Raw genomic sequence first — 24,484 nt, 5'->3', positions numbered from 1 at the left:
AGAGAGGGACTTGGGGGTTGCCGGATTTTCGGAACGTATTATTAAAGCCTCCGGTTTTCAGGATGAGGCGGTGTATCAAGCTTTTGAAATTTAAGCCGAATTGAGAGGCAGGACGGTTTAAATCCGTTCTGCTTCTTTATTGAGTCGCAAGACATATTTAAATATGAGCGTGTAAGGTACGAACACAACAACCCGTAGACGTATAAATTACACCATGGTAAGATATAAATAGAAAAGGAGCCGTGTTAGCAGCACGACTCCCGAGCAATAGCCGCTTTAAGAGCGGTCGGCTTAGAAAAGTAGTGTCCAAATAGACCGCTAACCTTTCCCGAGGGGCGGTCTATTTTTTATGGTTCAAAAGAGCAATGACGATGGTAAAGATTAACGTCAGTAATGCAATAGTAAGCAAACCGAAATCAATCATAAGCGTCAAAGCGTCTTTTATCTCCATGTAGCGTCACCTCCCTTCCGGGAGAGTTAGCCGACCGCGCCATAAAGCCTTTCTATTGCTCGTCTATCATACCATATATTTCAATGTATGGGGACAGAAAACGACAAATTTATGTAATTGCAACCACGCACTGGACGAACCGGGCCTGCTGATTGGAGGTGTCACTTATGCCCCAGTCCGGGCGGTTGCGGAGGCTGTTAGGGCTAAAGTGAGCGGGTGGGTTGGGGAGGAACGAAAGGTGAATATTCAAAAGTAGCAACAAGAGCCGTAGGAATACGTTTCCTACGGCTCCATAAAAAAGAAACCTTGAAAGACACGGAGCCAATCAAGGTTCTCAGTATTAGTTAGGTATTCGGAATATCATAAGCATCTCCCAATGAAACAAAATCTTCTTTTAACCAGTACCAATACTGGCCTTTATTCTGTATAAGTCTTTCTAACAATTCTACAAAGGACAGAGCAATAACTTGAGACTCTCCAACAACACCATGCCTATCAAAAAAACTATCGTAGCATCTCCCTAATCGGCAAGGTTTAAGGTCAATGGTAAGGTACTCCCCTTTACCATCGTTTGCGACTATATACCAATTAGATGAAATGTCTTCTTCGCATCTTTCTCCCACTATCACTGGATTAGCAAGAACAAAATCTTCAGGGGATACAATATTTATTTGATAATCGGAATGCTGATAGAGAGCAATGCCTCCACAAATTTCATAGAATTCTTTTAAATCAGAGGGCAATTGTAAATCATCCTCCGTTTGCGGAATCCCTTTAGGTGGTAAAACCACACAATTGGATGTAGACTTAACCATTTCGATTAGTTTACAAATTTCCATTCTTATCTACCCCCTATAATTGTATTGGTTGAAAGCCCTGTGCCTGAACGAGATCCCCGACCCGGATTTGTTCAATCGGCTTGAATCCTACTTCGGTCTGCACCAAGGTGCCATTCGCGAAATCCGCATAAGCAAGAGGAAGGCTTGTAAATGAAAGGGCAAAAAATAATAATAGGGCTATAAATTTTTTCATATTCTTCTCCTTATTATAAAAGAAATTCAATCAATAACTGCGTTCATAATCGCGGCAAAGAAATGCTGTCGTCCATAGATTTCTTGAACATAATTCGATCAATAACCACTTCTATCCCCCCCCCTCCTGTATGAGAGATTATATAGATATATTCACCGATGCAAAAAAAGAGCCGTTGAGGAAGATGATATAATTAGGGCAGTGAATGTTTCCCATTCCAGACCCAGCATACAGGAGACGCTCTTTTTGTTCAAACCTCGAATTCATTCATTACAGGAATTTCTCTTTATACCAATTAACAATATTCTTAATAAAAGAAGCTTCCAACGACACAGATTCTATCCCGAAGCGATTCTGGCAGACCAAATCTACCGAAACCGGGAGAACCTTCGCTATTGCTAACAACACCGTATCCGCCTAAGCGGCCCGAGCTTGGGGTGTCCGAAGAAAGAAGCAGAATCAGATCAGAAACAAGCACACAGGATGCTTCTGCACGCAACGCAATTGAAGGAATTTTCGGAGAGGCCAAACGCTGGGCGTATTCTAGCACGCCTTCGGGAGACAAGTGAAACCGCGATCGCTCTGCAACTGCTTGTCATGAATCTTGAACGTAGGCTACGCGTTCTCTTTTTGAAATTATTGTAACTGAAGACTTAATGATTAGTTAAGAAAGTTGTAATAGGTGATTAATTTCAATTAGAAAACGATTGTTTTAGAATTCAAATGTAAGCACAAGTGCTGAAGGATAAGAACTTGGAGGAGATGACGAATATGAAGTTTCTTGGAACTGCAACAGTAATCCTGGCCATATCAGCAGCAGCTTTGGCGGGTTGCGGTGCAGCTAACACAACAACTACTGGAAGTACGAATGCGACACAAACTAGCATGCCCAAATCAGAATCACCTGACAAAGTAACTGCTATTGTCGACGAAGGAACAAAGCAGCAAACAAGCACAATGATGGTGAAGTATGGTATCTTGACAGGTACAGGAAATGAGAAATCAGAAGGTAATGTAGAAATTAAGGACGGCAAGGTAATGCTTACGAATTTTAAAACGGCTAAGGGACCGGACTTGCATATCTATCTGACAAAGGGCAAGGATGTGCAGACAGGCAAAAAGCTGGGGAAGATCGATGTAGACAAGAGTGAACAAACATTTGATTTAGCGGGAGTCAACTTGGATGATTATGACTCGGTTATTGTTTACTGCGATACAGCACAAGTTACGTTTGGCGCTGCAGATCTGAGTGATAAACAAATGGACGATAAAGCAGTATCATCTGCAATGAACGCGAAAAAAGGTGTGCTAACTGGTGAGAAATCCGAAGGCGATGTGGAAATCAAAGATGGCAAGGTAATGCTTACGAATTTTAAAACGGCTAAGGGACCGGACTTGCATATCTATCTGACAAAGGGCAAGGATGTGCAAACTGGCAAAAAGCTGGGGAAGATCGATGTGGACAAGAGCGAACAAACATTTGATCTGAACGGAGCTAATCTTAGTGAATATGACTCCGTCGTTATTTATTGCGACAAGGCTCAAGTGATATTTGGTGCAGCTGATATTAGTTAAATTAAAAGAACCATTGGTACCGTGCCGATTTTGAGGATGGTACCTTTTTTTTTAAGGAGATTATATAATGATGAAAGTAACTCAACAAATAGGTGGTTGGGCATTAGGTGTGATTCGTATTCTGTTTGGATGGATATGGCTTAAATCTGGGTATGACAAGTATTGCGGAAAACCGTGATTCTCCTGGAAGAGGTTCACATCTTATGTGAGTGTGGAACGCTGGCTTTTTCGAAGTGGCGGAAAAGCTGGAAAGGTGCAGAAAAAAGAGGATGTGATAATAATTGCTATCCATATTGATTGTTGATGACGAACAGCCGATTGTAGATGTTTGTCAGCTATATTTGCAAAATGATGGCTATAAGGTATATACAGCGAGCAATGGAGAAGAAGCGGAGCATGTCGTTCATAACCAGGTTATCGATTTTATAATTATTGATGTAATGATGCCTAAAATGAATGGCTACGAGTTCATAGAATCGATCCGAAATCAAGGATTTGACATTCCATTCTTATTTTTGACCGCGCTAAATCAGGAGAAGGATACCTTATACGGTTTGGCATTAGGAGCAGATGATTATATGACCAAGCCATTTAGCCCACGAGAGCTTGTTTTCCGAATCAAAAATATTATCAAGCGATCACAAAAATCGAAGCCTCGAATTTCATTCCTTAATGATGAAGAACTGTATTTGAATCGGGAGGAGCGGGTGGCAAAACTTCACGGAGAGCTGCTAGATCTCACAAATAAAGAATTCGATCTGTTGTGGTTCCTTGTTCAGGAGAAGCACCGAGTTATCCCAAAGTCCGAATTGCTAAAAGAAGTATGGGGATATGATTACTATGAGGATGCCAACACCGTAAATGTTCATATCCATCATTTAAGGGAGAAAATAGCTTCAAAGGCCGGACAGGAGTCCATATTTATTAAAACTGTATGGGGGCTTGGATATCAGTTCAAGAGGGAAGGAGACACAGTGTCATGAAACTTCGCACCTTGGTGTTATTTTCGTATCTAAGTAGTTTAATTATCGTGACACTGATTCTATTTGTTGCTTATAAACAGATGTTTTTAGACTATGACAGATTGAGGATAGCAATGATGATCACGGTATCGTCCAGTGTGTTGTCGTTGTTGATAAATTCACTGTTTATTTTCCCTATGGCACGGCATATAACACTGTTGAATAAGCAAAGTCAAGATATTGCCAGAGGACACTACGATCAGCTTTTAAATAATAGTCGTGTTGTGGAATTGCGTGAGCTTGCTGAATCCATGCACAAAATGGGACTTGAAATTAAAGCGAAAATCAAAGCGCTTCAAGACGAAGAGCGTCGTCGAAACGAATTGATTGCTAATTTATCGCATGATATAAAAACACCAATTGCCTCCATAAGATCTTATTGGGAGGCCTTGGTCGATGAAGAAGTAACTGATCCAACAGAAGTTCGAAATTATTTGCTTGGTATTGGTAAGCAAACCGAACGGGTGGTATCGTTTGCTAATGAGCTATTGGCCATCGCATCCATAGATGATAAGGAAATTGCTTTCAAGCCGGAAGTCGTTTGGATTGATCAGTTGATATTGGATACCCTGCAAGCATTTGAAGCTCAAATCTCGCGAGAAAATCGAGTCATTGATGTTAATATTAGCAAGGACTGTGTATCTGTTCGAACAGACAATGTTTGTATTCAACGAATTTTATATAATTTAGTAGGGAACGCTATCAAATTCTCCAAACCAGGAACCAGTATTAAGCTTTATATTTATTGTGATGATACCTACACGTATATAGAGGTTAAAGATGAGGGAATTGGAATTCCTCAAGATGAAATGGATAAAATTTTTGAACGGTTTTATCGAGTTGAAAAATCACGGAATCAGCAGTATGGCGGATCTGGATTAGGACTTGCAATTGCCAAAGAACTCACGGAATTTATCCACGGTAGACTGACCGTGACATCGGGTCAAGGGATAGGAAGTATTTTTATTATTCAAATCCCAAATGAAATTGGCAGTGAATTTGAATTGAATGAGAATTCCTATTTTACTAAATAGTTATGATTTTGTGTATATTATACATATAGTAAATTGTTTAACCAGTATATGGTATATTAAGTTTATCCAGCATCCCCCAACTCTTGAAGCACTACTTTGTACCCTTGTTGTTTGATTGGTCCCGGAATCGTATCCAGCAAATACATCGCTAAGATAAGTGGTCAACTTAATGTTCCCATCCTGAATGATTTTGTGAATACGGTTCTTTTCCGCTGTCACGGTGAGGGATAGCCTTGCCTTTTTCCACTTGAAGTGATAAGATCCGTTACGTAATTGATTGTCGATTACTCCATATGAAATCTGCTGAACCTTCAGGGCAGGGTGTAATTCCCGACCGGCGGTGATGGAACGGTAGCGATGTTGATGGCTATTGTCTTCCTTAGTCCGCGACCCGGGCGAACGTTGTTCGAACGGTGGATCTGGTGCAACTCCAGAGCCGACAGTATAGTCTGGATGGGAGAAGGGCGTCAGGGAGAGTTTTGTTGTTAACTCTTTTTAGTTCTTTTTTTCACATAGTTTTTTTCAGTTGCCGATATTCATCCGGTTTATTTGCCGTATAAGGGAAGGCGGTTTCCTCCTTTATCGCGGACGATGCCGGACGGTTTGTTTGACTGTGCCTATGTTGAAGAAGAGTACATACCTGTAAGCTCAACTACCAAGCCCTTCGGAGGAATCCGAAGGGCTTTTTGCTGCGATAGGGCAAGCTGTAAAAGAAGGAGGGACGTTCTGGTGCATCCGGTAATCAATGACGAGTTCTACATGCAGTTGGCGCTAGATATGGCGGAACGGGCCATGGGACAGACCGGCATCAATCCGGCCGTCGGCTGTGTCATCGTCCGCAAAGGCCGGGTCGTCGGCCTGGGCGCCCACCTGCGGCGCGGCGAAGGCCACGCGGAGGTGCATGCGCTGCAGATGGCCGACGAAGCCGCACGCGGCGCTACCGCCTATGTGACGCTCGAGCCGTGCAGCCACTACGGCAAGACGTCTCCCTGCAGTCTTCGCCTGCTGGAGGCCGGAATCAAGCGCGTCGTCATCGGCTGCCTCGATCCGAACCCGGCAGTTAGCGGCCGGGGTGTCAAGCTGCTGCGCGAGCATGGCGTGGAAGTGGTAGCGGGTGTGCTTCAGCCCGCGGCTGAGGCCCTCATTGAGATGTTCGCCAAGTACATCACGACCGGTCTGCCGTACGTCACGCTCAAGACGGCGAGCACGCTGGATGGCCGCATCGCAACGTATACAGGCGATAGCCGGTGGATCTCCAACGAGCAGGCCCGGGAACGGGTGCACGCGATGCGGCATCGCCATCAGGCAATTATGGCCGGAATCGGCACGGTGCTGACCGACAATCCGTCGCTTACGACGCGGCTTGCCATGCCGGGTCTTCATCCAACGCGGCTTATCATCGATTCACGGCTGCGGCTGCCGCTGAAAGCGAAGGTCGTCGCCGATCGCTCCGCCCCGACGATCGTGTTCACGACTTCCCGGGCGGACGCCGGGAAGCGGGAAGCGCTGGAGGGCCATGGAGTGCAGGTTATCGCCTCGGGCGACGGGCCGCAGGTCGATCTGCGGCACATGTTGGAGTGGTGCGGAAGCCAGGAGATCGGCTCCATCCTGCTGGAAGGCGGCGGCCGCCTCAACGGTGCCATGCTGGAGGGTAGATGTGTGGATCGGGTCGTGTTGTTCTATGCGCCGGCGATTGTCGGCGGCAAGGCGTCGCCGGCCAACTTCGCCTTTGACGGCGTAAGCAAGATGAACGACGCTTACCGGCTGCGGCATACGCGGGTCGATAGCCTGGGAGACAATGTTTGCATTAGCGGCTACCCGTTCGGCACCGTATTTGAACGGATTGCCGCAACACTGGATAAGAAGGGAGGGGGCGACGATGTTCACGGGACTCGTTGAAGAAGTCGGTCGGCTCCAGGCCGTTACGAAGCGCGGAGAAGCGATGATGCTGCATATCCGTGCCGCGAAAGTGCTGGAAGGGATGGAGAGCGGCGACAGCATCGCCGTGAACGGAGTATGCCTGACTGCGGTCTCCCATGACTCCGGCTCATTTATGGCTGATGTCATGCCGGAGACGTTCCGGCATACGAACCTGAAGGATTTGCAGCCGGGCGCTCCGGTCAATCTGGAACGGGCCATGGCGGCGGACGGCCGCTTTGGCGGCCATATCGTACAGGGGCATGTCGACGGGCTGGCGCGCATGATCCGCCGCACGGCACAGGAGAATGCGGTCGTGTTCGAATTCCTGGCCGAGGATCCCGACATGGCGAAGTATATGATCCCGCGGGGATCGGTTACTGTGGACGGGATTAGCCTCACCCTAATCCGGGCGGAGGAGGACATGTTCGTCGTATCGATCATTCCGCATACGCTTGCCGAGACGGCGCTGCACGGCAAACAGCAGGGAGACACGGTCAATATTGAATGCGACGTGCTGGCCAAATATGTCGATCATTTGCTGGCCTTCGGCAGCCGCTCCGCCAATAGCGGAAGCTCTCGCATCAGCAGCGCCTTTTTGGCCGAACACGGCTTTATGTGACAACTTGCAAAGGGGGAAGGGCGATGAGTGAACAATTTCAGTTCGATACGATAGAGGATGCCTTGCGGGACTTAATGGAAGGCAAAGTGATCATCGTCGTCGATGACGAGGATCGCGAGAATGAAGGTGACTTCCTGGCGCTGGCAGACAAGGCGACGCCGGAAGCGATCAACTTCATGATTACCGAGGGCCGTGGGCTCGTCTGCGTGCCGATTGCCCCCGAGCGGGCAGAAGAATTGGATCTGCCGCCGATGGTCTCGCACAACACGGACAATCACGGGACAGCCTTCACGGTGTCGATCGACCATGTCGAGACGTCGACAGGCATCTCGGCCCATGAGCGCTCGCTGACGATTCAGAAGATGCTCGATGCGAAGGCACAACCGGCGGACTTCCGCCGTCCGGGCCACATCTTTCCTCTTATCGCGAAGCGTGGCGGCGTGCTGCGCCGCGCAGGCCATACCGAAGCGGCCGTCGACCTGGCCCGCCTGTGCGGAGCGTCGCCGGCGGGAGTCATCTGCGAAGTGATCAAGGAAGACGGGACGATGGCGCGGCTGCCGGACCTGATAGAGATCAAGCAGAAGCACGGCTTGAAGCTTATTTGCATCAAAGATCTGATTCATTATCGCAACGAGAAAGAGAATCTGATTCGCCGCGAAGTCGAAGTCAACATGCCTACCGACTTCGGTGTATTCCGGGCGTTCGCTTACACGAACAAGGTCGACAACAAGGAGCATGTTGCCTTGGTTAAGGGCGAGATCGACGGCACGAAGCCGGTGTTGGTTCGGGTCCATTCCGAATGTTTGACCGGCGATGTTTTTCATTCGCATCGCTGCGACTGCGGGCCTCAGTTCGCGGCCGCCTTGCGCGCAATTGAGCGGGAAGGGAACGGTGTTCTCCTCTATATGCGGCAGGAAGGCCGGGGAATCGGCCTCATTAACAAGCTAAAGGCGTACAAGCTTCAGGAACAGGGCCTGGATACGGTGGACGCGAACCTGAAGCTCGGGTTCCCGGCGGATCTGCGGGATTACGGAATCGGCGCGCAGATTCTGAAGGATCTCGGTGTTCGCCATATCCGGCTCATGACGAACAATCCCCGCAAAATCAAAGGGCTGGAAGGCTACGGCCTGGAAATTGTCGAGCGGGTGCCGATTCAGATGCAGGAAAATGAAAATAATACGCGTTATCTGCATACGAAGGCAGCAAAGCTCGGACATATGCTCGTATTCGATGATATCGAGCAGAACGAACAAACCAAATCCTGAATCGCAAGCTAGCACAGCAAACTATATTCCATCAGGAGGTTTACTCTATGCCACATGTATTTGAAGGTCATCTCGTATCGGAAGGGTTGAAGTACGGCATCGTAGTCGGTCGTTTCAATGAATTCATCGTCTCCAAGCTGCTGTCCGGTGCCCTAGACGCGCTAAAGCGCCACGGCGTGAAGGATGAGGAGATCTCTGTCGCTTGGGTTCCAGGTGCGTTCGAGATTCCACTCATCGCCCAGAAAATGGCGGAAAGCGGCAAATATGACGCGGTGATTACGTTGGGCGCTGTCATTCGCGGATCCACGCCGCATTTTGACTATGTGTGCAGCGAGACGGCCAAAGGGGTCGCTCAAGTCAATATGAAAACAGGCGTGCCGACCGTGTTCGGCGTGCTGACGACGGATTCGATCGAGCAGGCGATCGAGCGTGCGGGCACGAAGGCCGGCAACAAGGGTTGGGAAGCGGCCGCAACGGCAATTGAGATGGCTAACTTGACGAATCAGCTGAAATAGTGCTTATTTAATGTAGTGCCCCAATAGAGGTACACCCTTTATTATGGGGCGCTACATTTGTTTTTTACGGGAGGAACGTTCGTGTCCGTCACATACAAGCTGGAGCTGTTCGAAGGGCCGCTTGATCTGCTGCTTCACCTTATCGATCAAGCGGAGCTTGCAATTCAGGATATCTCGATCAGCGAGATCACCGATCAATATATGGATTATTTACATAGCATGAAGGAATTGGAATTGGATATTACGAGCGAGTTTCTCGTTATGGCAGCGACCCTGTTAGCGATGAAGTCCCAACAGCTCTTGCCGAAGCCGCCTGTCATGGAATGGGACGAAGGTATAATGGACTACGAAGAAGAGGAACTGGATCCGCGAGCGGAGCTGATCCGCAAGCTGGTTGAATACCGGAAGTATAAAGGAATCGCCGCGCATTTGCGGGAAATGGAATCAGAGCGTAGCCTGCTGTTCACGAAGGAACCGGAGGATCTGACTCCGTTCATGCCGTCGAAGCCGTCGAATCCAGTGGAAGGACTCCATGTTTCGGATTTGATTGCCGCCTTCCAGAAGGCGCTGCGCAAAGCATCCCGGCGTACGATGGTCGCCACGATTCGTCGCGACGAGATTTCCGTGAAGGATCGGATTCGCGATATCGTCACGGTTCTGCAGCCTGTAGGAAGGGGAGGCAAGCTGCTGTTCTCCAAGCTGCTGAGCGAGCAATTGACCCGCCACGAGCTGGTTGTGACGTTCCTTGCGGTGCTGGAATTAATGAAGATGAAGCAGATTCGTTGTTTTCAAGATCGAGTATTCGATGAAATCGTGATTCAGTGGCACGGGGAGGGGGAAGGCGATGGACTTTCAGACGTTAAAGTCGATTATTGAAGGACTCCTGTTTATGGCGGGAGATGAAGGTTTAAATAGTAAGCAAATCGCAGAAATTACGGATCATCGGCAGGAAATCGTTATAGAGGCGCTGCATGATTTACAGGCAGATATGGAGCGCTTGAAGCGCGGGATTCAGATCGTTGCCATTGCGGGTATGTATCAATTGGCGACCTTGCCGGATCATGTACCTTATTTCGAACGGATGGCCTATTCGCCTTCCCGCTCGTCTTTGTCCCAGGCAGCGCTTGAGACGCTGGCCATCGTGGCCTACCGCCAGCCGATCACTCGGGTGGAGATGGAGGAGATTCGCGGTGTCAAGTCCGATCGGGCCATTCAGACGCTCGTGAACAAGGACCTAATCGAAGAAACGGGCAGGGCCGAAGCGATCGGAAGGCCGATACTGTACGGCACGACGCGAGCGTTTCTCGATTATTTCGGGCTTTCCAGTTTGTCCGAGTTGCCGGCAGCCTCGGCCTTCGAACAAAGTGAAGGCTTGGAGGAGGAGACGCAGTTGTTGTTCGAGAAATTAGAAGGACGTCAACTGACGATTGAAGATGTGAACGAAGAAGGAGGAGAACGTTAAAATGCGAATTCAGTTTCATGGGCATGCCTGCGTTGAAATCGATTCCGGGAAGCATCGGCTTATCATCGATCCGTTCTTGACGGGCAACCCGGTCGCCAAGGCCACTCTGGATCAGATTCAGACGAATTATGTGCTGCTTACCCACGGCCATGGCGATCATATCGCCGACGCGGCAGACATCGCAAAGCGGAATGATGCCACCATATTGGCCATTGTGGAGCTAGCCGACTACATGGAGCAGCAGGGGGCGCGTGCCATCGGCATGAATCTGGGAGGGGGAGGCACGTTCGACTTCGGCTCGATCAAGTGGGTCAATGCCCTCCACAGTTCTTCGGTCACGGTCAACGGACAGGCTCAATATTTGGGCAACCCGGCGGGGATCGTGCTTCAGTTAAATGGATTGACCGTGTACCACGCCGGAGATACTGCGTTGTTCAGCGACATGAAGCTGATAGGGGAACGGTATAAGCCGGATATCGCCTTTTTGCCTATCGGCAGTTTCTTCACTATGGATCCGGAGGATGCGCTCCTGGCCGCTCAATGGATCAAGGCAAAGTGGGTCATCCCGATTCATTACAATACGTTCCCGCCGATTGAACAGGACGGCGCGGCCTTCGTGTCCCAATTGAAGGTGATCGGCATTCAGGGCGTTGAACTGGCGCCGGGAGAATCGCTTGATACCGATAAGTTGGGGCTTGGCTGACCTGCGCTGGGTTGAGCGGGAAGAAGCACGGAGAGCAGCAGATCACAAGAAAAATAGAAGAGCTGAAATAAGCGGCCTACCCAAGCCCGCCTGCGGACGACGCCAGTCGATGTGCGGCGGGCTTTGCCGTGCCTGACCGTCCGCCTCGGCAAGACGGCGATGGAACTTTCTGCATGTCTGATTGGATATAAGGCCATAATACGGTTAGGTCAGGAAATCATACGGATCGGAGGCAGATTGAGGCAGACTATGGTGATATGGATTATGATAGGAGTCGCAGCGGTTATCGCCATGCTGCTCTTCCTGATTCTTTTCTCGACCGTCGAATGTAAGCTGGTCATTCACAAGGTGGATAAGCATGAGCGGGTATTTATTATTGTCCGGACCTTCTACGGATGGATTCGCTGGCGGTACGAATGGCGCTCCATGCGCTTCATCAATTTGAAGGAAGGCTTCAATCTGAAGCAAAAGAAGAAGGAGAACTTCGGCGAGAGCAGCCAAGATAACACGAGGCAGAAGGTGAACCGGGAGAATGTCGCCCGGTACATCAGACGGATCAAGCGGCTGGCCCGGCATACAAGAGGCATCGTCGAGTGGATCGAGGAGACGATGGACAAGATGAAGTGCAGCCGGTTCATCTGGGAGACGGAGATCGGGGTTGGCGATCCGGCCGGAACGGCCATCGCCACGGGCGCGACCTGGTCTCTCAAGTCATGGCTCGTTGGCAGGCTAAGCTATTCGCTTCGTTTTCAGGATGATCCGATTCTGGAAATTACCCCTCAGTTTCATCATCCGTACTTCTCCACCCGCATCGTCTGTATTGCCGAAATACGATTCGGCCATGTCATCCGCTCGCTGGTCCGGCTTGCCTTCCGGATTGTGCGTGCCGAAGTCGGGATCGGCATATGGCGGCGGACGCTGGCGAATGCCTGTGCACGGAAGGTACAGGGCTAGCCTATACATACTACGCTTTATTTGTGCGCAGACTATGCATGTGCAGGCAAGTACCTGATGTGGGGATAGGTGTAGAAAAAGCCGAGATGTGGCTTTGGGAACGGCACTATTTTATATATGCGGAGGAGGACTCTAGGCAATGGCAGAACATCCTGTCGAAGGATTGATGCAAGCTGCGTTCGCGAACATCAGAGCAATGGTCGATGTGAACGCGATCGTTGGCGACCCGGTACAGACCCCGGACGGCAGCGTTATTCTTCCCATCAGCCGAGTCGCTTTTGGCTTCGCTGCGGGCGGGAGCGACTTCCGAGTGGATTCGCGGCGCTCCGGCGGGAACGGACATGAGGAACGGAATTCGTCTCATGCCCTGCCGTTCGGCGGCGGAAGCGGCGGCGGCGTGTGTTTGACCCCGATTGCATTCCTTGTCGTAGGCACGCAAGGCATCAATGTCGTATCGCTCGATAACCAGACCCATCTGATCGAACGGATTATCGACGTCACCCCAAGCGTGCTTGACCGGATCGAAGCGATGTTCACGAGCAATCGGCACGATGGGCCTAATGAAGAAGAGGCGTGATATTACCATGCGTGCTCCAATGTAAAAGCGTCAAGTTCATCTGACTTCCCCATCCGCTAAGCGATGTGCGAAGGAGAAGCGGGCTTGGCGCTGTTTATCGTGTGGAGGCACGTCACCCTTCGCATGATTTCTCGTCTCCTTCCGCATAACTGGGAGAAGACAAGCATACACATGGTAACAGTTGGACTGGCATTACAAAAAGGAGGACCTTATGATCCGATTCACCAAAAGGCTGCTGCTCATTAGTTCCATGCTTCTTGTTCTTAACCCGTTCAGTGAGGCGTGCAACGGAAGCGCGGGTGATACCGAACCTTCCGGCAAGGTGGTGCAGGCTGAACCCGAACGTGATCCCGAACGACGTACCAAGCGGATAAAGCCCCCGGCCATCCATGCCAAGGCGGCGGCGCTGATTGACGTCGCCAGCGGGCGGATTCTGTATAGCCTGAATGGGGAAGAGCCGCTTCCGATGGCAAGCACTACGAAGATTATGACAGCCATCGTGGCGATTGAAGCAGGCCAGTTGAGCGATGTCGTGAAGACCAGCAAGCGGGCATTCGCCAAGGAAGGATCCTCCTTGTACCTGCGGAGAGGTGAGGAAATGAGCCTCCATCATCTGCTGTACGGTCTGATGCTTCGCTCTGGTAACGATGCCGCCGTCGCGATCGCGGAGCATGTCGGCAGATCTGAGGAAGGATTCGTGTACCTGATGAATCAGAAGGCAGAAATGCTTGGCCTGGAGAAGACGCAATTTCGCAACCCGCATGGGCTGGATGCCAACGGGCACTATACGACGGCGAACGACCTGGTCCGGCTGTCCGCGTACGCGCTTCACAATCCGACCTTTCGGGAGATCGTGCGGACGAAGGTGAAGACGGTGCCCAATCCGAATGAGAAGTGGGATTATAAATGGACGAATAAGAACAAGATGCTGCAGTTGTACAAGGGGGCCGACGGGGTGAAGACCGGCTATACATCCAAAGCGCTTCGCTGTCTCGTCAGCTCGGCGACGAGGCACGGCCAACAGCTTGCAGTCGTGACGCTCAATGACGGCAACGATTGGCTCGATCATTCCCGCTTGCTTGATTACGGGTTCACGGCCTTTCCGGCGGTGATGTTGGTCGCCGAAGGCGACAAGGTTCAAGGCTATGAGTATCTTCAGGCTTCGGCCTCTGTCGCCTATCCGCTCGGAGCGGACGAGCGCAGTCGGGTCAAGGCATCCGTGCGTCTTATTCCGGCGAGAAGTCTCGATTACCGGTTAGGCTATCGCGGCACGCTTCGGTATGATTTGGACGGCAAGCCGATGATTTCCGTCCAGCTGAAGGAGGCTGTAGCCGACGGCGACGGGGCCAAAACGGGCAAGTCCGAATCTGTGGCCGCCAGATGGTTCGACAGGCTGCAGACTGCGGTAGGCGCATTATTTCATACCCGCTAATCGTCAGGGAAAGGGACGCCGAATGTGATAAGGGGGGAGAACGATGGTCAGTGCAATCTGGATGTTCATGCTGCTGATCGGATTTATTGCGGCAGCCGCCCAAGGGCGGATTGAAGCGGTAACGGAGGCGGTCTTCGACGGAGCGAAGACCGGAGTCGCGGTCAGCTTCGGTCTGATTAGCGTGATGGTATTCTGGCTAGGGATGATGCGTATCGCGGAAGACGGTGGCCTGCTGGCTAAAGTCGCGAAGGCGCTTGGCCCGATCGTCCGCTTTTTGTTCCCGGACGTGCCGCCCAATCATCCGGCGCTCGGGTACATCATGTCCAATATGAGCGCGAATCTGCTCGGCCTGGGGAACGCGGCGACGCCGATGGGGATTCGGGCGATGCAAGAGCTGCAGAAGCTGAATGTCGACAAGGAGACGGCGACGCCGGCGATGTGCACCCTGCTCGCGATCAATACGTCCAGTATCACGCTGATTCCGACAACGCTCATCGCGATTCGGATGAATTTCGGCTCGGCCAATCCGGCCGAGATCGTCGGCACGACGCTGCTGGCTACGATGGTGGCGACGCTTGCCGCGATTGCGGCCGATTGGTGGTACCGCAACCGGGATTCGGACTGTCCGCCGAGCAAGACGGCCGGAACTGGCCAGGCAGGGCTTGGTGTGCCGCCGATGCCTGACTAAGAACGGGCAGGCTCGATCATGCGGTCAAGCGCCATTGGCTGAAGAGGGAATTCATCACTCGTTCGGAGAGGACGGCTGCTCATGTATGCTATAGTGTCGCTTATTTCTGCATGGGCCATCCCGGCCATTATCGTTTTCATCCCTTTATACGCTTATTTCAAGCGCATAGCCGTCTATGAATCGTTCGTGGAAGGGGCGAAAGACGGCTTCCAGACCTCGATCAACATCATTCCTACGCTTGTGGGGATGATGGTTGCCATCAGCGTGTTCCGGGCTTCCGGGGCGATGGAGTGGATCGTGGGCTGGTTCACTCCGCTGCTGAGTTGGTTCGGCGTGCCAAGTGAGGTGCTGCCGCTTGCCTTCCTGCGGCCGATAACGGGTGCGGGTTCGCTCGCTTTCACGACTGATCTGATTCAGTCATACGGCGCGGATTCCATGATCGGTCGAATGGCCTCCACGATTCAGGGCAGTACGGATACGACGCTGTATGTGCTGATGGTCTATTTCGGAGCGATCGGCATCCGCAAGGGACGCTATGCGCTCAAGGTGGGCCTGTTCTCTGATTTGGTCGGATTTGTGGCCGCCATTATCGTCTGTCTGCTCGTATTCGGGTAAGATGGCAGAATCAATTCATTCGGACGCCCGATGCCGCAGCACTGGGCGTTGTTATGTATTTCGACAATATTTTGAACCTTTGGCTTGTGGTCTTGTTCACAAAAGGATATCATAGGTTTGAGGTGACAGATATCGATGGAAGAACGATTGCAAAAAATTATGGCAAACGCAGGGGTTGCGTCGCGCCGCAAATGTGAACAATTGATACTGGACGGGAAGGTGGAGGTTAACGGTGAGGTCGTGACCGCGTTAGGGGTCAAGGCGGATCCTGCGACAGACATGATTGCCGTGAACGGCAAGCCGATTACCGCGAATGCCAACAAAGTATATGCAGCCTTCCACAAACCGAAAGGGGTCATTACGAGCATGTCGGATCCGGAAGGGCGCAAAACAGTGCTTGATTTCGTCAAGGGCATGGGGGCGCGGGTCTATCCGGTAGGACGGCTCGATTACGATACGGAAGGGCTGCTGCTTCTTACCAATGACGGCGATCTGGCGAACATGCTCATGCATCCGCGCCATCATGTGGCGAAGACGTATCATGCGACCGTCAAGGGCATTCCGCACGGAGATCTGCTAGAGAAGTTGAGAGAAGGCATTCAACTTGAGGACGGCATGACACAGCCGGCCGAGGTGGAATATCATGATGTCGATATGGAGCGCCAGTCAGCGACGATCAGCATTACGATCTATGAAGGGCGCAACCGCCAGGTACGCCGAATGTTCGAAGCGATCGGGCATCCTGTAGTGAAGCTGAAGCGGGTTCAATTCGGCAACATCTTCCTGCAAGGGATTCCAAGGGGCAAATTCCGGAATCTGACCAAATCCGAGGTCAACGAATTGAAGATGGCGATCAAGCCGAACCGCACAGAGGCCTGAACCGATTCTTGAATCGGTTGGAATGAACCCGGCAGGCGTGTAGGGTGTTTCCCGTTGCTATGACACATAATTTTCATATTAAAGAAGAGGGGGCGTTCACCAATGAATTATAATGATGGTGGATGGTGTACGGAAATTGTAGGAACTCTTCCTTGTAAATAATGAAAAATGTCATAGAAGTGAGTGTTCAAATGGACCGGCAATAGCGGATTTTTGAACATTCTGGAAGGGACGTAGATGATGGGAGAACGCAATAAGACAGTCCAAATCATTATTTTGGCGGGCATCCTTCTGCTCGGCGTCTTCGCTGTCAGTTCCGTCTTCAAGAAATCGGCGACGCCGAAAGTCGGAAGTAGGATACCGAACCTGACCTTGCAGACGGTGCAGGGCGATCTGGTGCAGTTAAGCGATTACCGGGACAAGACGGTCGTCCTGAATTTCTGGGGATCGTGGTGCGAGCCGTGCGAGCGGGAAATGCCCGCCCTGCAGGGCACGGCGGATGACTGGAAGGAACGCGGGGTTGAGGTTGTCGGCGTTAATGCGGGGGAAGATGCACTGGTCGTCGAGAACTATATGAGAAAAGTGAACGGGCATTTCCCAGTACTGCTGGATCAGAAGAAGAAGGCGATGAAGGCGTTCGGTATTGGGGCGATGCCGACCACGTTCTTCATTAAGCCGAACGGCAAGGTCCACGCCATCCATATCGGAGAATTATCCCGTAATCAGCTGAATGCTTATCTTCAGCAGATTACAGGTACATAACCGGATATGGAAGGAGGGCAATGGCGTGGCGTTTGTCAACACGAAGTGTGAATGCGGGCATCAGAACTCCGTAGGAACGGTGCTGTGCGAAGCCTGCGGCAAACCGCAATACGAGGAGCCAGGGCCGGATGCGGTGCTCGAAATGAGATATGACGGCGTCGCCCGCAAATCGCAAAAAGCAAAGCCTTCATGGATTGACCTGGTCTGGAACTTCTTTTCTTCAGTCAAAATCGCGATCATCCTCATTATCATTACGTTAATCGGGGCTTCTCTCGGAACGATTTATCCGCAGGAAAGCAATTTCATCTCCCTCGACGCCGCGATCTACTACAAGCAGACCTATGGCACGCTCGGGCATTTCTATTATCAGTTCGGCTTGTCCCATACGTATGAATCGTGGTGGTTCATTACGCTGCTCGTCATGATCGGGGCCTCGCTCGTCATATGCAGTCTGGACCGTGTCCTTCCTCTCTACCGCGCATTACATAAGCAAAAGGTTCGCAAGCATGAGCAATTCATTACGGGGCAGCGCGTCGTCTATCAGGGCGAGATCAAGGAGGAGCCGGAGGCGTGGCTGGATAAAATGTCGGGTGCCTTTAAGAAGCGTGGCTATCGCATCGTCCGCGACGACGGGGCACTGCTGGCGGAGAAAAACCGCTTCAGCCGCTGGGGACCTTATCTCAACCATATCGGGCTCATCGTTTTCCTAATGGCGGTGCTGGCAAGAAGCATACCGGGATGGCATATGGAGTATCATGCCGGATTTCCGCAGGGAGAGCCGCGGGAAATTCCGAATACGCCGTACTATTTGCAAAATGATCATTTTACGGTCGAGTATTACTCGGAAGACGAGATGCCGGAGCAATTTGTCAAGGAAGGCCGCGTGTTCGCGAAGCTGTTCGAGACGAAGGCCACCCTGTTCCGCTGTGTCGACAAGTGCGACGATCCGGTGGCAGAGCCGGTGCTGGAGAAGGTTCGCCAGCACGATATCCGGGTCAATGATCCGCTGGAATACGACGGCATCTCGGCGTATCAGTTCGATTTCGATCTGACGCCGAAGCTCGTGGCGCTCAAGCCTGAGCTGCGCAATCCAGCTACCGGCGAAGTATACGGGCAATTTGAGCTGAAAGTGAGCCGGACGGAACGCGAGTATAAGGTAGGGCCTTATACTCTGGAATTAACGAGCAAGTTTATGGAGTTTGGCTTGAACAGCCAGGGCGAGCCCACGAATATGTCACAGGAGCCGAATGCCCCCGCTTTTATTTTCCTGATGAAGGGGCCTGGCTTATCGGATGAGGGAGAGCCTTATCTCTATTTCCCGCTGCAAAAAGACAAGTTCCGCTTCCAACAGGATGTCATCAATGGCAAGCTGGGGGAGCGGTTCGAGCTGCGCGTGCCATCGATGGATGATGTGACGATGTCCGAATCCACGAGCTACCTAACGGTACGCAAGGATACGGCGATGCCGTTCATCTGGAGCGGGGCCGCCATCAGCATGATCGGCCTGATTATGGGCTTCTACTGGCAGCACCGCCGCGTGTGGCTGCAGTTGGATGGACAGAATCTGGCATTGGGAGCGCATACGAACAAAAATTGGTTCGGCTTGCGCAACGAAGTGGCACGAGCATTGGCGGCCGCCGATGTGCAGGTAGATGCCAAAATGATAGATCGCGGGGGGAATAGGGATTGAATCTGCTACAATTTAGCCAGGACGCCTATTTAGTCGCATTTTTCTTGTTCTGCATCGCGTTCATTCTGTTCATGTTCGCCCTGGGAGGCGGCAAATCCCGGGATTCCGGCCGACGGGAGCGGAAATGGGGGAAGATGGCGTTCGTCGTGACGATGATCGGCTTCTTGGCGCAGGCCGCCTACTTTTTCGCGCGCTGGATTGGCGCGGGGCATATTCCGATCAGCAATATGTACGAATTTATGTCCTTCCTTGCGATGATGATTATTGTCGCTTTCGTCGTAGTGTTTCTGATATACCGTTCGACGGTGCTGGGCATATTCGGGGTCCCTTTGGCCGTGATCATGATGGGCTATGCCTCTGTCTTTCCGAGTGAAGTCCAGCCGCTCATCCCGCAGTTGGACTCGATCTGGCTCTATATCCATGTGACGATGGTTGCGCTGGGCTATGCATTCTTCGCGGTCGGTTTCCTGGCCGGGCTGCTGCATCTGTTGCGGTCGGTCCGCTGGGATGCGGGAGCGCTGCGCCGGCATCAACGCTGGCTTGAGTTCACGATGGCCAGTATCGTCATCGTCGTCGGCTTCATTTCGATCGTGTTTATTTTCCGCGGGGCCGGATATGAGGTCATCATTGACCAGCAGGTGGAGGGCATCAAGAACGGTCACATTGAGATGAGACTGGAAAAGGTTACGTATCAAATGCCGCCGCTGGTCGCTCCGTACAACAGCAATCCGGCTTCCTTGGAGAAGGTGCCGAGCTTCATCGGCATTTCGCTTCCGCTGATGGAAGCGCCAAGCTGGATGAAGGGCGTGCAGGCGGGGCGGAAGCTGAACACCGTCATCTGGTCGCTGCTATCCGGGCTCGCACTGTACGGCCTGATTCGCTTCCTTATCCGCAAGCCGATTGCGAAGTTGATTCAACCGCTTGTCCGCGGCGTCGATCCGGAGCTGGCCGATGAGATCAGCTACCGGTCCATCGCGCTGGGCTTCCCGGTTTTTACGCTGGGTGGGCTTATCTTCGCGATGATCTGGGCGCAGATTGCCTGGTCCCGATTTTGGGCCTGGGATCCGAAGGAGGTGTGGGCGCTCATTACGTGGCTCTTTTACAGTGCCTACCTGCATCTTCGCCTGTCCCGCAGTTGGATCGGGATGAACTCGTCCTGGCTTGCCGTCATTGGCTTTTTGATCGTTATGTTTACTTTAGTCGGAGTCAATCTTATGATCTCCGGGCTGCATTCCTATGCCGGAGTATAATCCGGGCAGCTTCGCATGCGACTGGACAGGACTCTTATTCTGTCAAGTTGCGCATATAACTATTGGAAGGGGAGTCGTATATGTCTGAACATATGAATCGTATATTGGTAGTTGATGATGAAGAACGCATTCGTCGCCTGCTCAAAATGTATCTGGAAAAAGAGGGGTACGCGATTGATGAGGCGGAAGATGGAGAAATGGCGCTCCGCAAAGCGGTGAGCGAAGATTATGATTTGATCCTGCTCGACGTGATGCTGCCGGGAACGGACGGCATCGAAGTATGCACGAGCCTGCGGCAGGTCAAGGCGACACCGATCATTATGCTTACCGCGAAAGGCGAAGAAATAAATCGGGTGCAGGGATTCGAGGTGGGGGCGGACGACTATGTCGTCAAGCCGTTCAGTCCGCGCGAAGTGATTTACCGGGTCAAGGCGGTGCTTCGCCGTTCGTCGGCGACGGCGTTCCTGACCAACGATCAGAAGATGAGCAATAATATCGTATTTCCACATTTGGTGATCGAGCATGATGCCCACCGTGTAACGGCAGGCGGCCAGGAAGTGAGTCTGACGCCGAAGGAGTATGAGCTGCTGCACTATTTGGCGATATCCCCGGACAAAGTGTTCTCGCGCGAAGAATTGTTGAAGGATGTATGGAACTACGAATTTTTCGGGGATTTGCGGACGGTGGATACCCATGTGAAGCGTCTGCGCGAGAAGCTGAACAAGGTGTCGCTGGAGGCGGCGGCCATGATTACGACCGTATGGGGCGTCGGTTATAAGTTAGAGGTGCCTAAATAACTTGAAATTTTGGCGAAGCATTATCGGAAAGCTATGGATGACGATCATCGGCCTCGTCGCCTTCGTCATGGCGACATTGGGCGTATATCTGCTGCCGTACATTGACAGCAACTTCGCGCATCCGAATGACATTAAGCAATTGTTTGTCTATACGGCCATTACCGGCTTCTCGCTGACGACGTTCTTCGCGTTATTCCTGTTCACGAAAATTACGCAGCCGCTCCGCAAGCTGAAGGAGGCGGCTGACACGATACGGCAAGGAGATTATTCTACGAAGGTCACGATACGTTCCTCTGACGAGATCGGCGAGCTGTCGCGCACGTTCAACCATATGGCGGAGGAGTTGAAGCTGACAATACAGGATTTGCAACATGAGAAGGAGCACCTGGCCAGCATGCTGCGGAGCATGACCGACGCGGTGATTACGTTCGACGCGGCCGGGCAGATAGTACTCACGAATCCGCAGGGCGAAGCGATCCTGAACACCTGGAATCAGATGGGGTGGAACATGCAAGAGGAAGGGGCCGAATCTACGGCGGTTCCCGATCCGATGAAGCCTTATTTCCACACGGTCGTGAAGGAAGGGAAGGAAGTGACGGCGCGGGTTCACGTGCAGAAGGAAGTATGGTCGGTCGTGATGGGGCCGCTCCATGCCGATAGCCGCGTGTGCGGGGCGATTGCCGTGCTGCGGGACATCACGGAGGAAGTCAAGCTGGAGAAGATGCGAACGGACTTCGTCGCCAATGTATCTCATGAGATCCGTACCCCGCTCTCTATGCTGCAAGGATACAGCGAGGCGCTGATGGATGATATCGCCGCCTCCCCGGAGGAACGGCAGGAACTGGTTCAGGTCATTCATGATGAATCGTTGCGCATGGGGCGCCTTGTCAAAGATCTGCTTGATCTGGCCAAGATGGAATCGGGTCATATGCAGATGTACTGGAACGAGACCGACGTGAATGAATTGATTCACCGCGTATACCGCAAATATACGGTGCTCGCGAAGGAACAGCAGATTCCGATCGTACTGAAGCTTGAAGCGCATGATTCGGTGGTGTCCGCCGCCGACGAGGATCGGCTGGAGCAGGTGCTGACCAATCTGCTGGACAATGCGTTGCGGCATTCGTCGGCCGGAGAGGAAATATGCATCGGTACGAGCCGCGGCATTGCCGCCGACGGCGGCGAGACGCTAAGCATTGTCATTCAGGACCACGGCCAGGGTATACCATTTGAGGATCTCCCCTACATTTTCGACCGCTTCTACAAGGCGGATAAGGCTCGCAAGCGGGAAGCGACCGGCGGGACCGGATTGGGTCTAGCTATCGTTAAAAATATTGTGGAGGCCCACAAGGGCTCTATCCAGGTTCAGAGTATTCAGGGCGAGGGGACAACATTCACGATTCAGCTTCCGATTCCGGTGTCACGAAAAGAGGACGGAGGACGAAATGAGAAAGGGGCTGTCCCATGAGTGGTCAATGGTCTTGTTACTGTGCCGGGGGAGTTGATCGACGGCTGCGCATATGCCCATGTCCGGGAGGTTGCAGAGGCGGTCAGGGTTAAGGTCAAGTGGGTTGGAGAGGAACGGATGGTGGTCCTTAGTATGTAAAGCAACGCCCCGTCTTTAAAACAATGGCGGGGCGTTATAAAAAGGCCTTCACTGCCGCAACTATAGCTGCAATTGCGCCTACTATAGCAATTACTGTTGTTATGTTAAATCTACCTTGTTCGTTTTTTTTATCGAACTCCTCCTTAGTAACCAAAGTATCCAACTTAGAGTTGATTGCTTGGAGGGTATTATTTGTTTGCTCGAAGCGGATCTTTAACTCAGTTTCAAGTTTAGCTACACTAATGCTTAAATCGTGAACATTTTTATCAATATCCTCTAATTTTCGCCCCATTTTTGTAACATTGTCTCTCATTTCTCCACCCTCCATTCCAATAGCTAGTTGGTCTATTGACTGTTTAACCTGTTGCATTGAAATGTAATCCTCAAATATATTATACAGCGGATTTACAGCTTGAGAATGGGGGAGATGTTTAACTTTATTCATCTTCAATGCATCATTCTCAATTAAGCGTAAAACTTCAGATGATTTTATTTTTTCAGCACCCACGGTTATCACTCATTTTCGTCATTATTTATTATTCCCTTTAATAACCTGATAATAGTGTTAATATCATTCTCGTCCACTTCCAAATCTAGATTTACTCCGTCCATCCTAATAAATCTGATTAATGTCTTTCCATATGCATGATCGCTACTTTTAGCTATGCTATATAGCTTTAACGGGGTAGTTCTACCAGCCCAAAATGGATAAACCAAATCTTGTGTAACTGTGTGAAACGTAGAAAGTTCTTTCAAAAAACTATCCGGTAAATCGTCAGGCCACACAACTTCATCGCTATGTAAATAACGTGATGTAAATTCGAAAACTAATCCGGTCAGTGAATTACCTAAGATCATTTCAATGGTACGATCAAGTTTGTCATAACAATGCGGCCAATCAGGACGATTTAGAAAGACTGGTATTAATGAGTAGACTTGTGAAAATATCGTACGGTCTCTCTTGTAATTATCAATAGTTTCTCCAATATAATCAATTGCTAAGTCTCCATTTTCGAATGCCATTACTACACTCCTCTTGTGAATTGGCCATATGTTATTGGAACTATTTTACTACATTTTATTTTAGTTTGCGACAGAAATCATTGCATTTCTTTAAAACAAGAGCTGCGTGATCATTCCTGCGGCTCCTATCTTGAAAAAGGGAAATTTATTAGTACGAAATGTGAGCATTTTTAGCATGCTTTGAAGTATATAAAATACTGTGCAATCACCATCAGTACCTTGATTGTAGTAGGAATAATATCTGGAGTTATATTGATTGCAGGTGAAGGTGAAGACATAACAGGTTTTATAAGCTTGGGAATAATGCTCACTTTTGCTTCAATGGTGATTGCAGTTTTTGCTGCTGTTCTTCAAAGACTTTTACAAGAAGCCATCGATATAAAATCAGAGAATGACTTCATAGTCTGAAGTGGATAACATGGCAATTATAATCAATATTGATGTGATGCTGGCTAAAAGGAAAATGAGCGTAACAGAACTATCGGAGAGGGTTGGAATAACAATGGCTAACCTTTCTATATGACGGATTGTAAAATGAAGTGCGACACCTTCTGGGAATAAAAAACAAAGGGCCCATGGCCGGATTCGTGTAGAATGAAAGTTCTCACCACCC

At 50.9% G+C, this 24,484-nt stretch carries 26 protein-coding genes, 3 pseudogenes and 1 riboswitch; of the genes and pseudogenes, 24 read left to right on the top strand and 5 right to left on the bottom strand.

Translation table 11 applies throughout. From position 1 onward, the window contains the following. Nucleotides 1-340: 340 nt before the first annotated feature. The 3 genes from PPOP_RS24480 to PPOP_RS14950 form a co-directional block, all read right to left on the bottom strand. Nucleotides 341-451 carry a putative holin-like toxin gene (locus PPOP_RS24480; RefSeq protein ID WP_234399856.1) on the bottom strand — a complete coding sequence of 37 codons (111 nt, stop codon included), beginning with the start codon at nt 449-451 and terminating at the stop codon, nt 341-343. Between the two features lie 344 nt (nt 452-795). Beyond that, nucleotides 796-1,290, bottom strand: coding sequence for an SMI1/KNR4 family protein (locus PPOP_RS14955; RefSeq protein ID WP_006287377.1), 495 nt, complete (start codon nt 1,288-1,290; stop codon nt 796-798). Between the two features lie 13 nt (nt 1,291-1,303). Further along, on the bottom strand, nt 1,304-1,483 hold the full coding sequence (locus PPOP_RS14950) for a Hint domain-containing protein (protein ID WP_006287376.1): 180 nt from the start codon (nt 1,481-1,483) through the stop codon (nt 1,304-1,306). Nucleotides 1,484-1,804: 321 nt separating this feature from the next. Between PPOP_RS14950 and PPOP_RS24475 the strand changes: the two are divergent. From PPOP_RS24475 to PPOP_RS14845, 22 genes and pseudogenes are all read left to right on the top strand, one after another. Beyond that, nucleotides 1,805-2,128 (top strand): annotated as a pseudogene (locus tag PPOP_RS24475) (transposase); the annotation flags it as partial. A gap of 126 nt (nt 2,129-2,254) precedes the next feature. Then, nucleotides 2,255-3,058 (top strand): DM13 domain-containing protein, encoded by an 804-nt coding sequence (locus PPOP_RS14945; protein ID WP_042229082.1) that lies wholly within the window; start codon nt 2,255-2,257, stop codon nt 3,056-3,058. Between the two features lie 281 nt (nt 3,059-3,339). Further along, nucleotides 3,340-4,041 carry a response regulator transcription factor gene (locus tag PPOP_RS14940; RefSeq protein WP_006287374.1) on the top strand — a complete coding sequence of 234 codons (702 nt, stop codon included), beginning with the start codon at nt 3,340-3,342 and terminating at the stop codon, nt 4,039-4,041. Continuing rightward, nucleotides 4,038-5,114 carry a sensor histidine kinase gene (locus PPOP_RS14935; RefSeq protein WP_006287373.1) on the top strand — a complete coding sequence of 359 codons (1,077 nt, stop codon included), beginning with the start codon at nt 4,038-4,040 and terminating at the stop codon, nt 5,112-5,114. The genes PPOP_RS14940 and PPOP_RS14935 overlap by 4 nt, the downstream gene beginning before the upstream one ends. Nucleotides 5,115-5,417: 303 nt before the next feature. Continuing rightward, nucleotides 5,418-5,583, top strand: a riboswitch (FMN riboswitch). A 260-nt stretch (nt 5,584-5,843) separates the two neighbouring features. Next, nucleotides 5,844-7,013: a bifunctional diaminohydroxyphosphoribosylaminopyrimidine deaminase/5-amino-6-(5-phosphoribosylamino)uracil reductase RibD gene (gene ribD / locus PPOP_RS14930; RefSeq protein WP_006287372.1), complete on the top strand. Its 1,170-nt coding sequence runs from the start codon at nt 5,844-5,846 to the stop codon at nt 7,011-7,013. After that, the gene (gene ribE, locus PPOP_RS14925) at nt 6,994-7,653 is read left to right on the top strand and encodes a riboflavin synthase (RefSeq protein WP_006287371.1); all 660 of its coding nucleotides are present in this window, start codon (nt 6,994-6,996) and stop codon (nt 7,651-7,653) included. Before ribD ends, ribE begins: the two co-directional genes overlap by 20 nt. A gap of 23 nt (nt 7,654-7,676) precedes the next feature. Continuing rightward, on the top strand, nt 7,677-8,918 hold the full coding sequence (locus PPOP_RS14920) for a bifunctional 3,4-dihydroxy-2-butanone-4-phosphate synthase/GTP cyclohydrolase II (protein ID WP_006287370.1): 1,242 nt from the start codon (nt 7,677-7,679) through the stop codon (nt 8,916-8,918). A 47-nt stretch (nt 8,919-8,965) separates the two neighbouring features. After that, complete coding sequence (gene ribH, locus PPOP_RS14915) at nt 8,966-9,433, top strand: 6,7-dimethyl-8-ribityllumazine synthase (RefSeq protein ID WP_006287369.1); 468 nt, start codon at nt 8,966-8,968, stop codon at nt 9,431-9,433. Nucleotides 9,434-9,514: 81 nt separating this feature from the next. Further along, complete coding sequence (locus PPOP_RS14910; RefSeq protein WP_042229081.1) at nt 9,515-10,309, top strand: segregation and condensation protein A; 795 nt, start codon at nt 9,515-9,517, stop codon at nt 10,307-10,309. Next, the gene (scpB, locus tag PPOP_RS14905) at nt 10,278-10,895 is read left to right on the top strand and encodes an SMC-Scp complex subunit ScpB (RefSeq protein ID WP_006287367.1); all 618 of its coding nucleotides are present in this window, start codon (nt 10,278-10,280) and stop codon (nt 10,893-10,895) included. The genes PPOP_RS14910 and scpB overlap by 32 nt, the downstream gene beginning before the upstream one ends. A 1-nt stretch (nt 10,896) precedes the next feature. Further along, nucleotides 10,897-11,598, top strand: coding sequence for a metal-dependent hydrolase (locus tag PPOP_RS14900; protein ID WP_006287366.1), 702 nt, complete (start codon nt 10,897-10,899; stop codon nt 11,596-11,598). Nucleotides 11,599-11,862: 264 nt separating this feature from the next. Continuing rightward, nucleotides 11,863-12,552, top strand: a complete 690-nt coding sequence (locus tag PPOP_RS14895) for a DUF2953 domain-containing protein (protein ID WP_006287365.1) — start codon at nt 11,863-11,865, stop codon at nt 12,550-12,552. Nucleotides 12,553-12,691: 139 nt separating this feature from the next. Further along, nucleotides 12,692-13,129, top strand: coding sequence for a GerW family sporulation protein (gene ytfJ / locus PPOP_RS14890; RefSeq protein WP_042229077.1), 438 nt, complete (start codon nt 12,692-12,694; stop codon nt 13,127-13,129). A 211-nt stretch (nt 13,130-13,340) separates the two neighbouring features. Then, nucleotides 13,341-14,561: a D-alanyl-D-alanine carboxypeptidase family protein gene (locus PPOP_RS14885; protein WP_006287362.1), complete on the top strand. Its 1,221-nt coding sequence runs from the start codon at nt 13,341-13,343 to the stop codon at nt 14,559-14,561. 43 nt (nt 14,562-14,604) lie between these two features. Next, complete coding sequence (locus PPOP_RS14880; protein WP_006287361.1) at nt 14,605-15,249, top strand: nucleoside recognition domain-containing protein; 645 nt, start codon at nt 14,605-14,607, stop codon at nt 15,247-15,249. Between the two features lie 81 nt (nt 15,250-15,330). Beyond that, nucleotides 15,331-15,864 carry a spore maturation protein gene (locus PPOP_RS14875; protein WP_006287360.1) on the top strand — a complete coding sequence of 178 codons (534 nt, stop codon included), beginning with the start codon at nt 15,331-15,333 and terminating at the stop codon, nt 15,862-15,864. Between the two features lie 135 nt (nt 15,865-15,999). After that, nucleotides 16,000-16,743, top strand: a complete 744-nt coding sequence (locus tag PPOP_RS14870) for a pseudouridine synthase (RefSeq protein ID WP_006287359.1) — start codon at nt 16,000-16,002, stop codon at nt 16,741-16,743. A 237-nt stretch (nt 16,744-16,980) separates the two neighbouring features. Beyond that, nucleotides 16,981-17,505 (top strand): redoxin domain-containing protein, encoded by a 525-nt coding sequence (locus PPOP_RS14865; RefSeq protein WP_006287358.1) that lies wholly within the window; start codon nt 16,981-16,983, stop codon nt 17,503-17,505. A gap of 25 nt (nt 17,506-17,530) precedes the next feature. After that, on the top strand, nt 17,531-19,195 hold the full coding sequence (gene resB / locus PPOP_RS14860) for a cytochrome c biogenesis protein ResB (RefSeq protein ID WP_006287357.1): 1,665 nt from the start codon (nt 17,531-17,533) through the stop codon (nt 19,193-19,195). Beyond that, nucleotides 19,192-20,445 carry a cytochrome c biogenesis protein CcsA gene (gene ccsA, locus PPOP_RS14855; protein WP_006287356.1) on the top strand — a complete coding sequence of 418 codons (1,254 nt, stop codon included), beginning with the start codon at nt 19,192-19,194 and terminating at the stop codon, nt 20,443-20,445. The genes resB and ccsA overlap by 4 nt, the downstream gene beginning before the upstream one ends. A gap of 80 nt (nt 20,446-20,525) precedes the next feature. Further along, nucleotides 20,526-21,242: a response regulator transcription factor gene (locus PPOP_RS14850; RefSeq protein WP_006287355.1), complete on the top strand. Its 717-nt coding sequence runs from the start codon at nt 20,526-20,528 to the stop codon at nt 21,240-21,242. Between the two features lies 1 nt (nt 21,243). Then, complete coding sequence (locus PPOP_RS14845; RefSeq protein WP_042229074.1) at nt 21,244-22,710, top strand: ATP-binding protein; 1,467 nt, start codon at nt 21,244-21,246, stop codon at nt 22,708-22,710. Nucleotides 22,711-22,882: 172 nt separating this feature from the next. Here PPOP_RS14845 and PPOP_RS14840 read toward each other — a convergent pair whose 3' ends face one another. Then, the gene (locus PPOP_RS14840) at nt 22,883-23,356 is read right to left on the bottom strand and encodes a hypothetical protein (protein WP_006287352.1); all 474 of its coding nucleotides are present in this window, start codon (nt 23,354-23,356) and stop codon (nt 22,883-22,885) included. Nucleotides 23,357-23,361: 5 nt separating this feature from the next. After that, nucleotides 23,362-23,871, bottom strand: coding sequence for a hypothetical protein (locus tag PPOP_RS14835; protein ID WP_006287351.1), 510 nt, complete (start codon nt 23,869-23,871; stop codon nt 23,362-23,364). Between the two features lie 180 nt (nt 23,872-24,051). Between PPOP_RS14835 and PPOP_RS14830 the strand changes: the two are divergent. Together PPOP_RS14830 and PPOP_RS20830 are read left to right on the top strand one after the other, a co-directional pair. Next, nucleotides 24,052-24,279 (top strand): annotated as a pseudogene (locus PPOP_RS14830) (DUF2975 domain-containing protein); the annotation flags it as partial. A gap of 1 nt (nt 24,280) precedes the next feature. Beyond that, nucleotides 24,281-24,391: pseudogene (locus PPOP_RS20830) on the top strand (helix-turn-helix domain-containing protein); the annotation flags it as partial. Nucleotides 24,392-24,484 lie beyond the last annotated feature (93 nt).

Origin of the sequence: Paenibacillus popilliae ATCC 14706 (assembly GCF_000315235.1) — a bacterium.
Classification (GTDB): Bacteria; Bacillota; Bacilli; order Paenibacillales; family Paenibacillaceae; genus Paenibacillus_B; species Paenibacillus_B popilliae.
This window is presented reverse-complemented; position numbering and strand designations above follow the sequence as displayed.

Bases quoted from the DNA above. Each gene is read 5' to 3' on its own strand.
- PPOP_RS24480 (WP_234399856.1), bottom strand. From the start codon at position 451: ATGGAGATAAAAGACGCTTTGACGCTTATGATTGATTTCGGTTTGCTT.
- PPOP_RS14955 (WP_006287377.1), bottom strand. From the start codon at position 1,290: ATGGAAATTTGTAAACTAATCGAAATGGTTAAGTCTACATCCAATTGT.
- PPOP_RS14950 (WP_006287376.1), bottom strand. From the start codon at position 1,483: ATGAAAAAATTTATAGCCCTATTATTATTTTTTGCCCTTTCATTTACA.
- PPOP_RS14945 (WP_042229082.1), top strand. From the start codon at position 2,255: ATGAAGTTTCTTGGAACTGCAACAGTAATCCTGGCCATATCAGCAGCA.
- PPOP_RS14935 (WP_006287373.1), top strand. From the start codon at position 4,038: ATGAAACTTCGCACCTTGGTGTTATTTTCGTATCTAAGTAGTTTAATT.
- ribE (WP_006287371.1), top strand. From the start codon at position 6,994: ATGTTCACGGGACTCGTTGAAGAAGTCGGTCGGCTCCAGGCCGTTACG.
- PPOP_RS14920 (WP_006287370.1), top strand. From the start codon at position 7,677: ATGAGTGAACAATTTCAGTTCGATACGATAGAGGATGCCTTGCGGGAC.
- ribH (WP_006287369.1), top strand. From the start codon at position 8,966: ATGCCACATGTATTTGAAGGTCATCTCGTATCGGAAGGGTTGAAGTAC.
- scpB (WP_006287367.1), top strand. From the start codon at position 10,278: ATGGACTTTCAGACGTTAAAGTCGATTATTGAAGGACTCCTGTTTATG.
- PPOP_RS14900 (WP_006287366.1), top strand. From the start codon at position 10,897: ATGCGAATTCAGTTTCATGGGCATGCCTGCGTTGAAATCGATTCCGGG.
- PPOP_RS14895 (WP_006287365.1), top strand. From the start codon at position 11,863: ATGATAGGAGTCGCAGCGGTTATCGCCATGCTGCTCTTCCTGATTCTT.
- ytfJ (WP_042229077.1), top strand. From the start codon at position 12,692: ATGGCAGAACATCCTGTCGAAGGATTGATGCAAGCTGCGTTCGCGAAC.
- PPOP_RS14885 (WP_006287362.1), top strand. From the start codon at position 13,341: ATGATCCGATTCACCAAAAGGCTGCTGCTCATTAGTTCCATGCTTCTT.
- PPOP_RS14880 (WP_006287361.1), top strand. From the start codon at position 14,605: ATGGTCAGTGCAATCTGGATGTTCATGCTGCTGATCGGATTTATTGCG.
- PPOP_RS14875 (WP_006287360.1), top strand. From the start codon at position 15,331: ATGTATGCTATAGTGTCGCTTATTTCTGCATGGGCCATCCCGGCCATT.
- PPOP_RS14870 (WP_006287359.1), top strand. From the start codon at position 16,000: ATGGAAGAACGATTGCAAAAAATTATGGCAAACGCAGGGGTTGCGTCG.
- PPOP_RS14865 (WP_006287358.1), top strand. From the start codon at position 16,981: ATGATGGGAGAACGCAATAAGACAGTCCAAATCATTATTTTGGCGGGC.
- PPOP_RS14850 (WP_006287355.1), top strand. From the start codon at position 20,526: ATGTCTGAACATATGAATCGTATATTGGTAGTTGATGATGAAGAACGC.
- PPOP_RS14835 (WP_006287351.1), bottom strand. From the start codon at position 23,871: ATGGCATTCGAAAATGGAGACTTAGCAATTGATTATATTGGAGAAACT.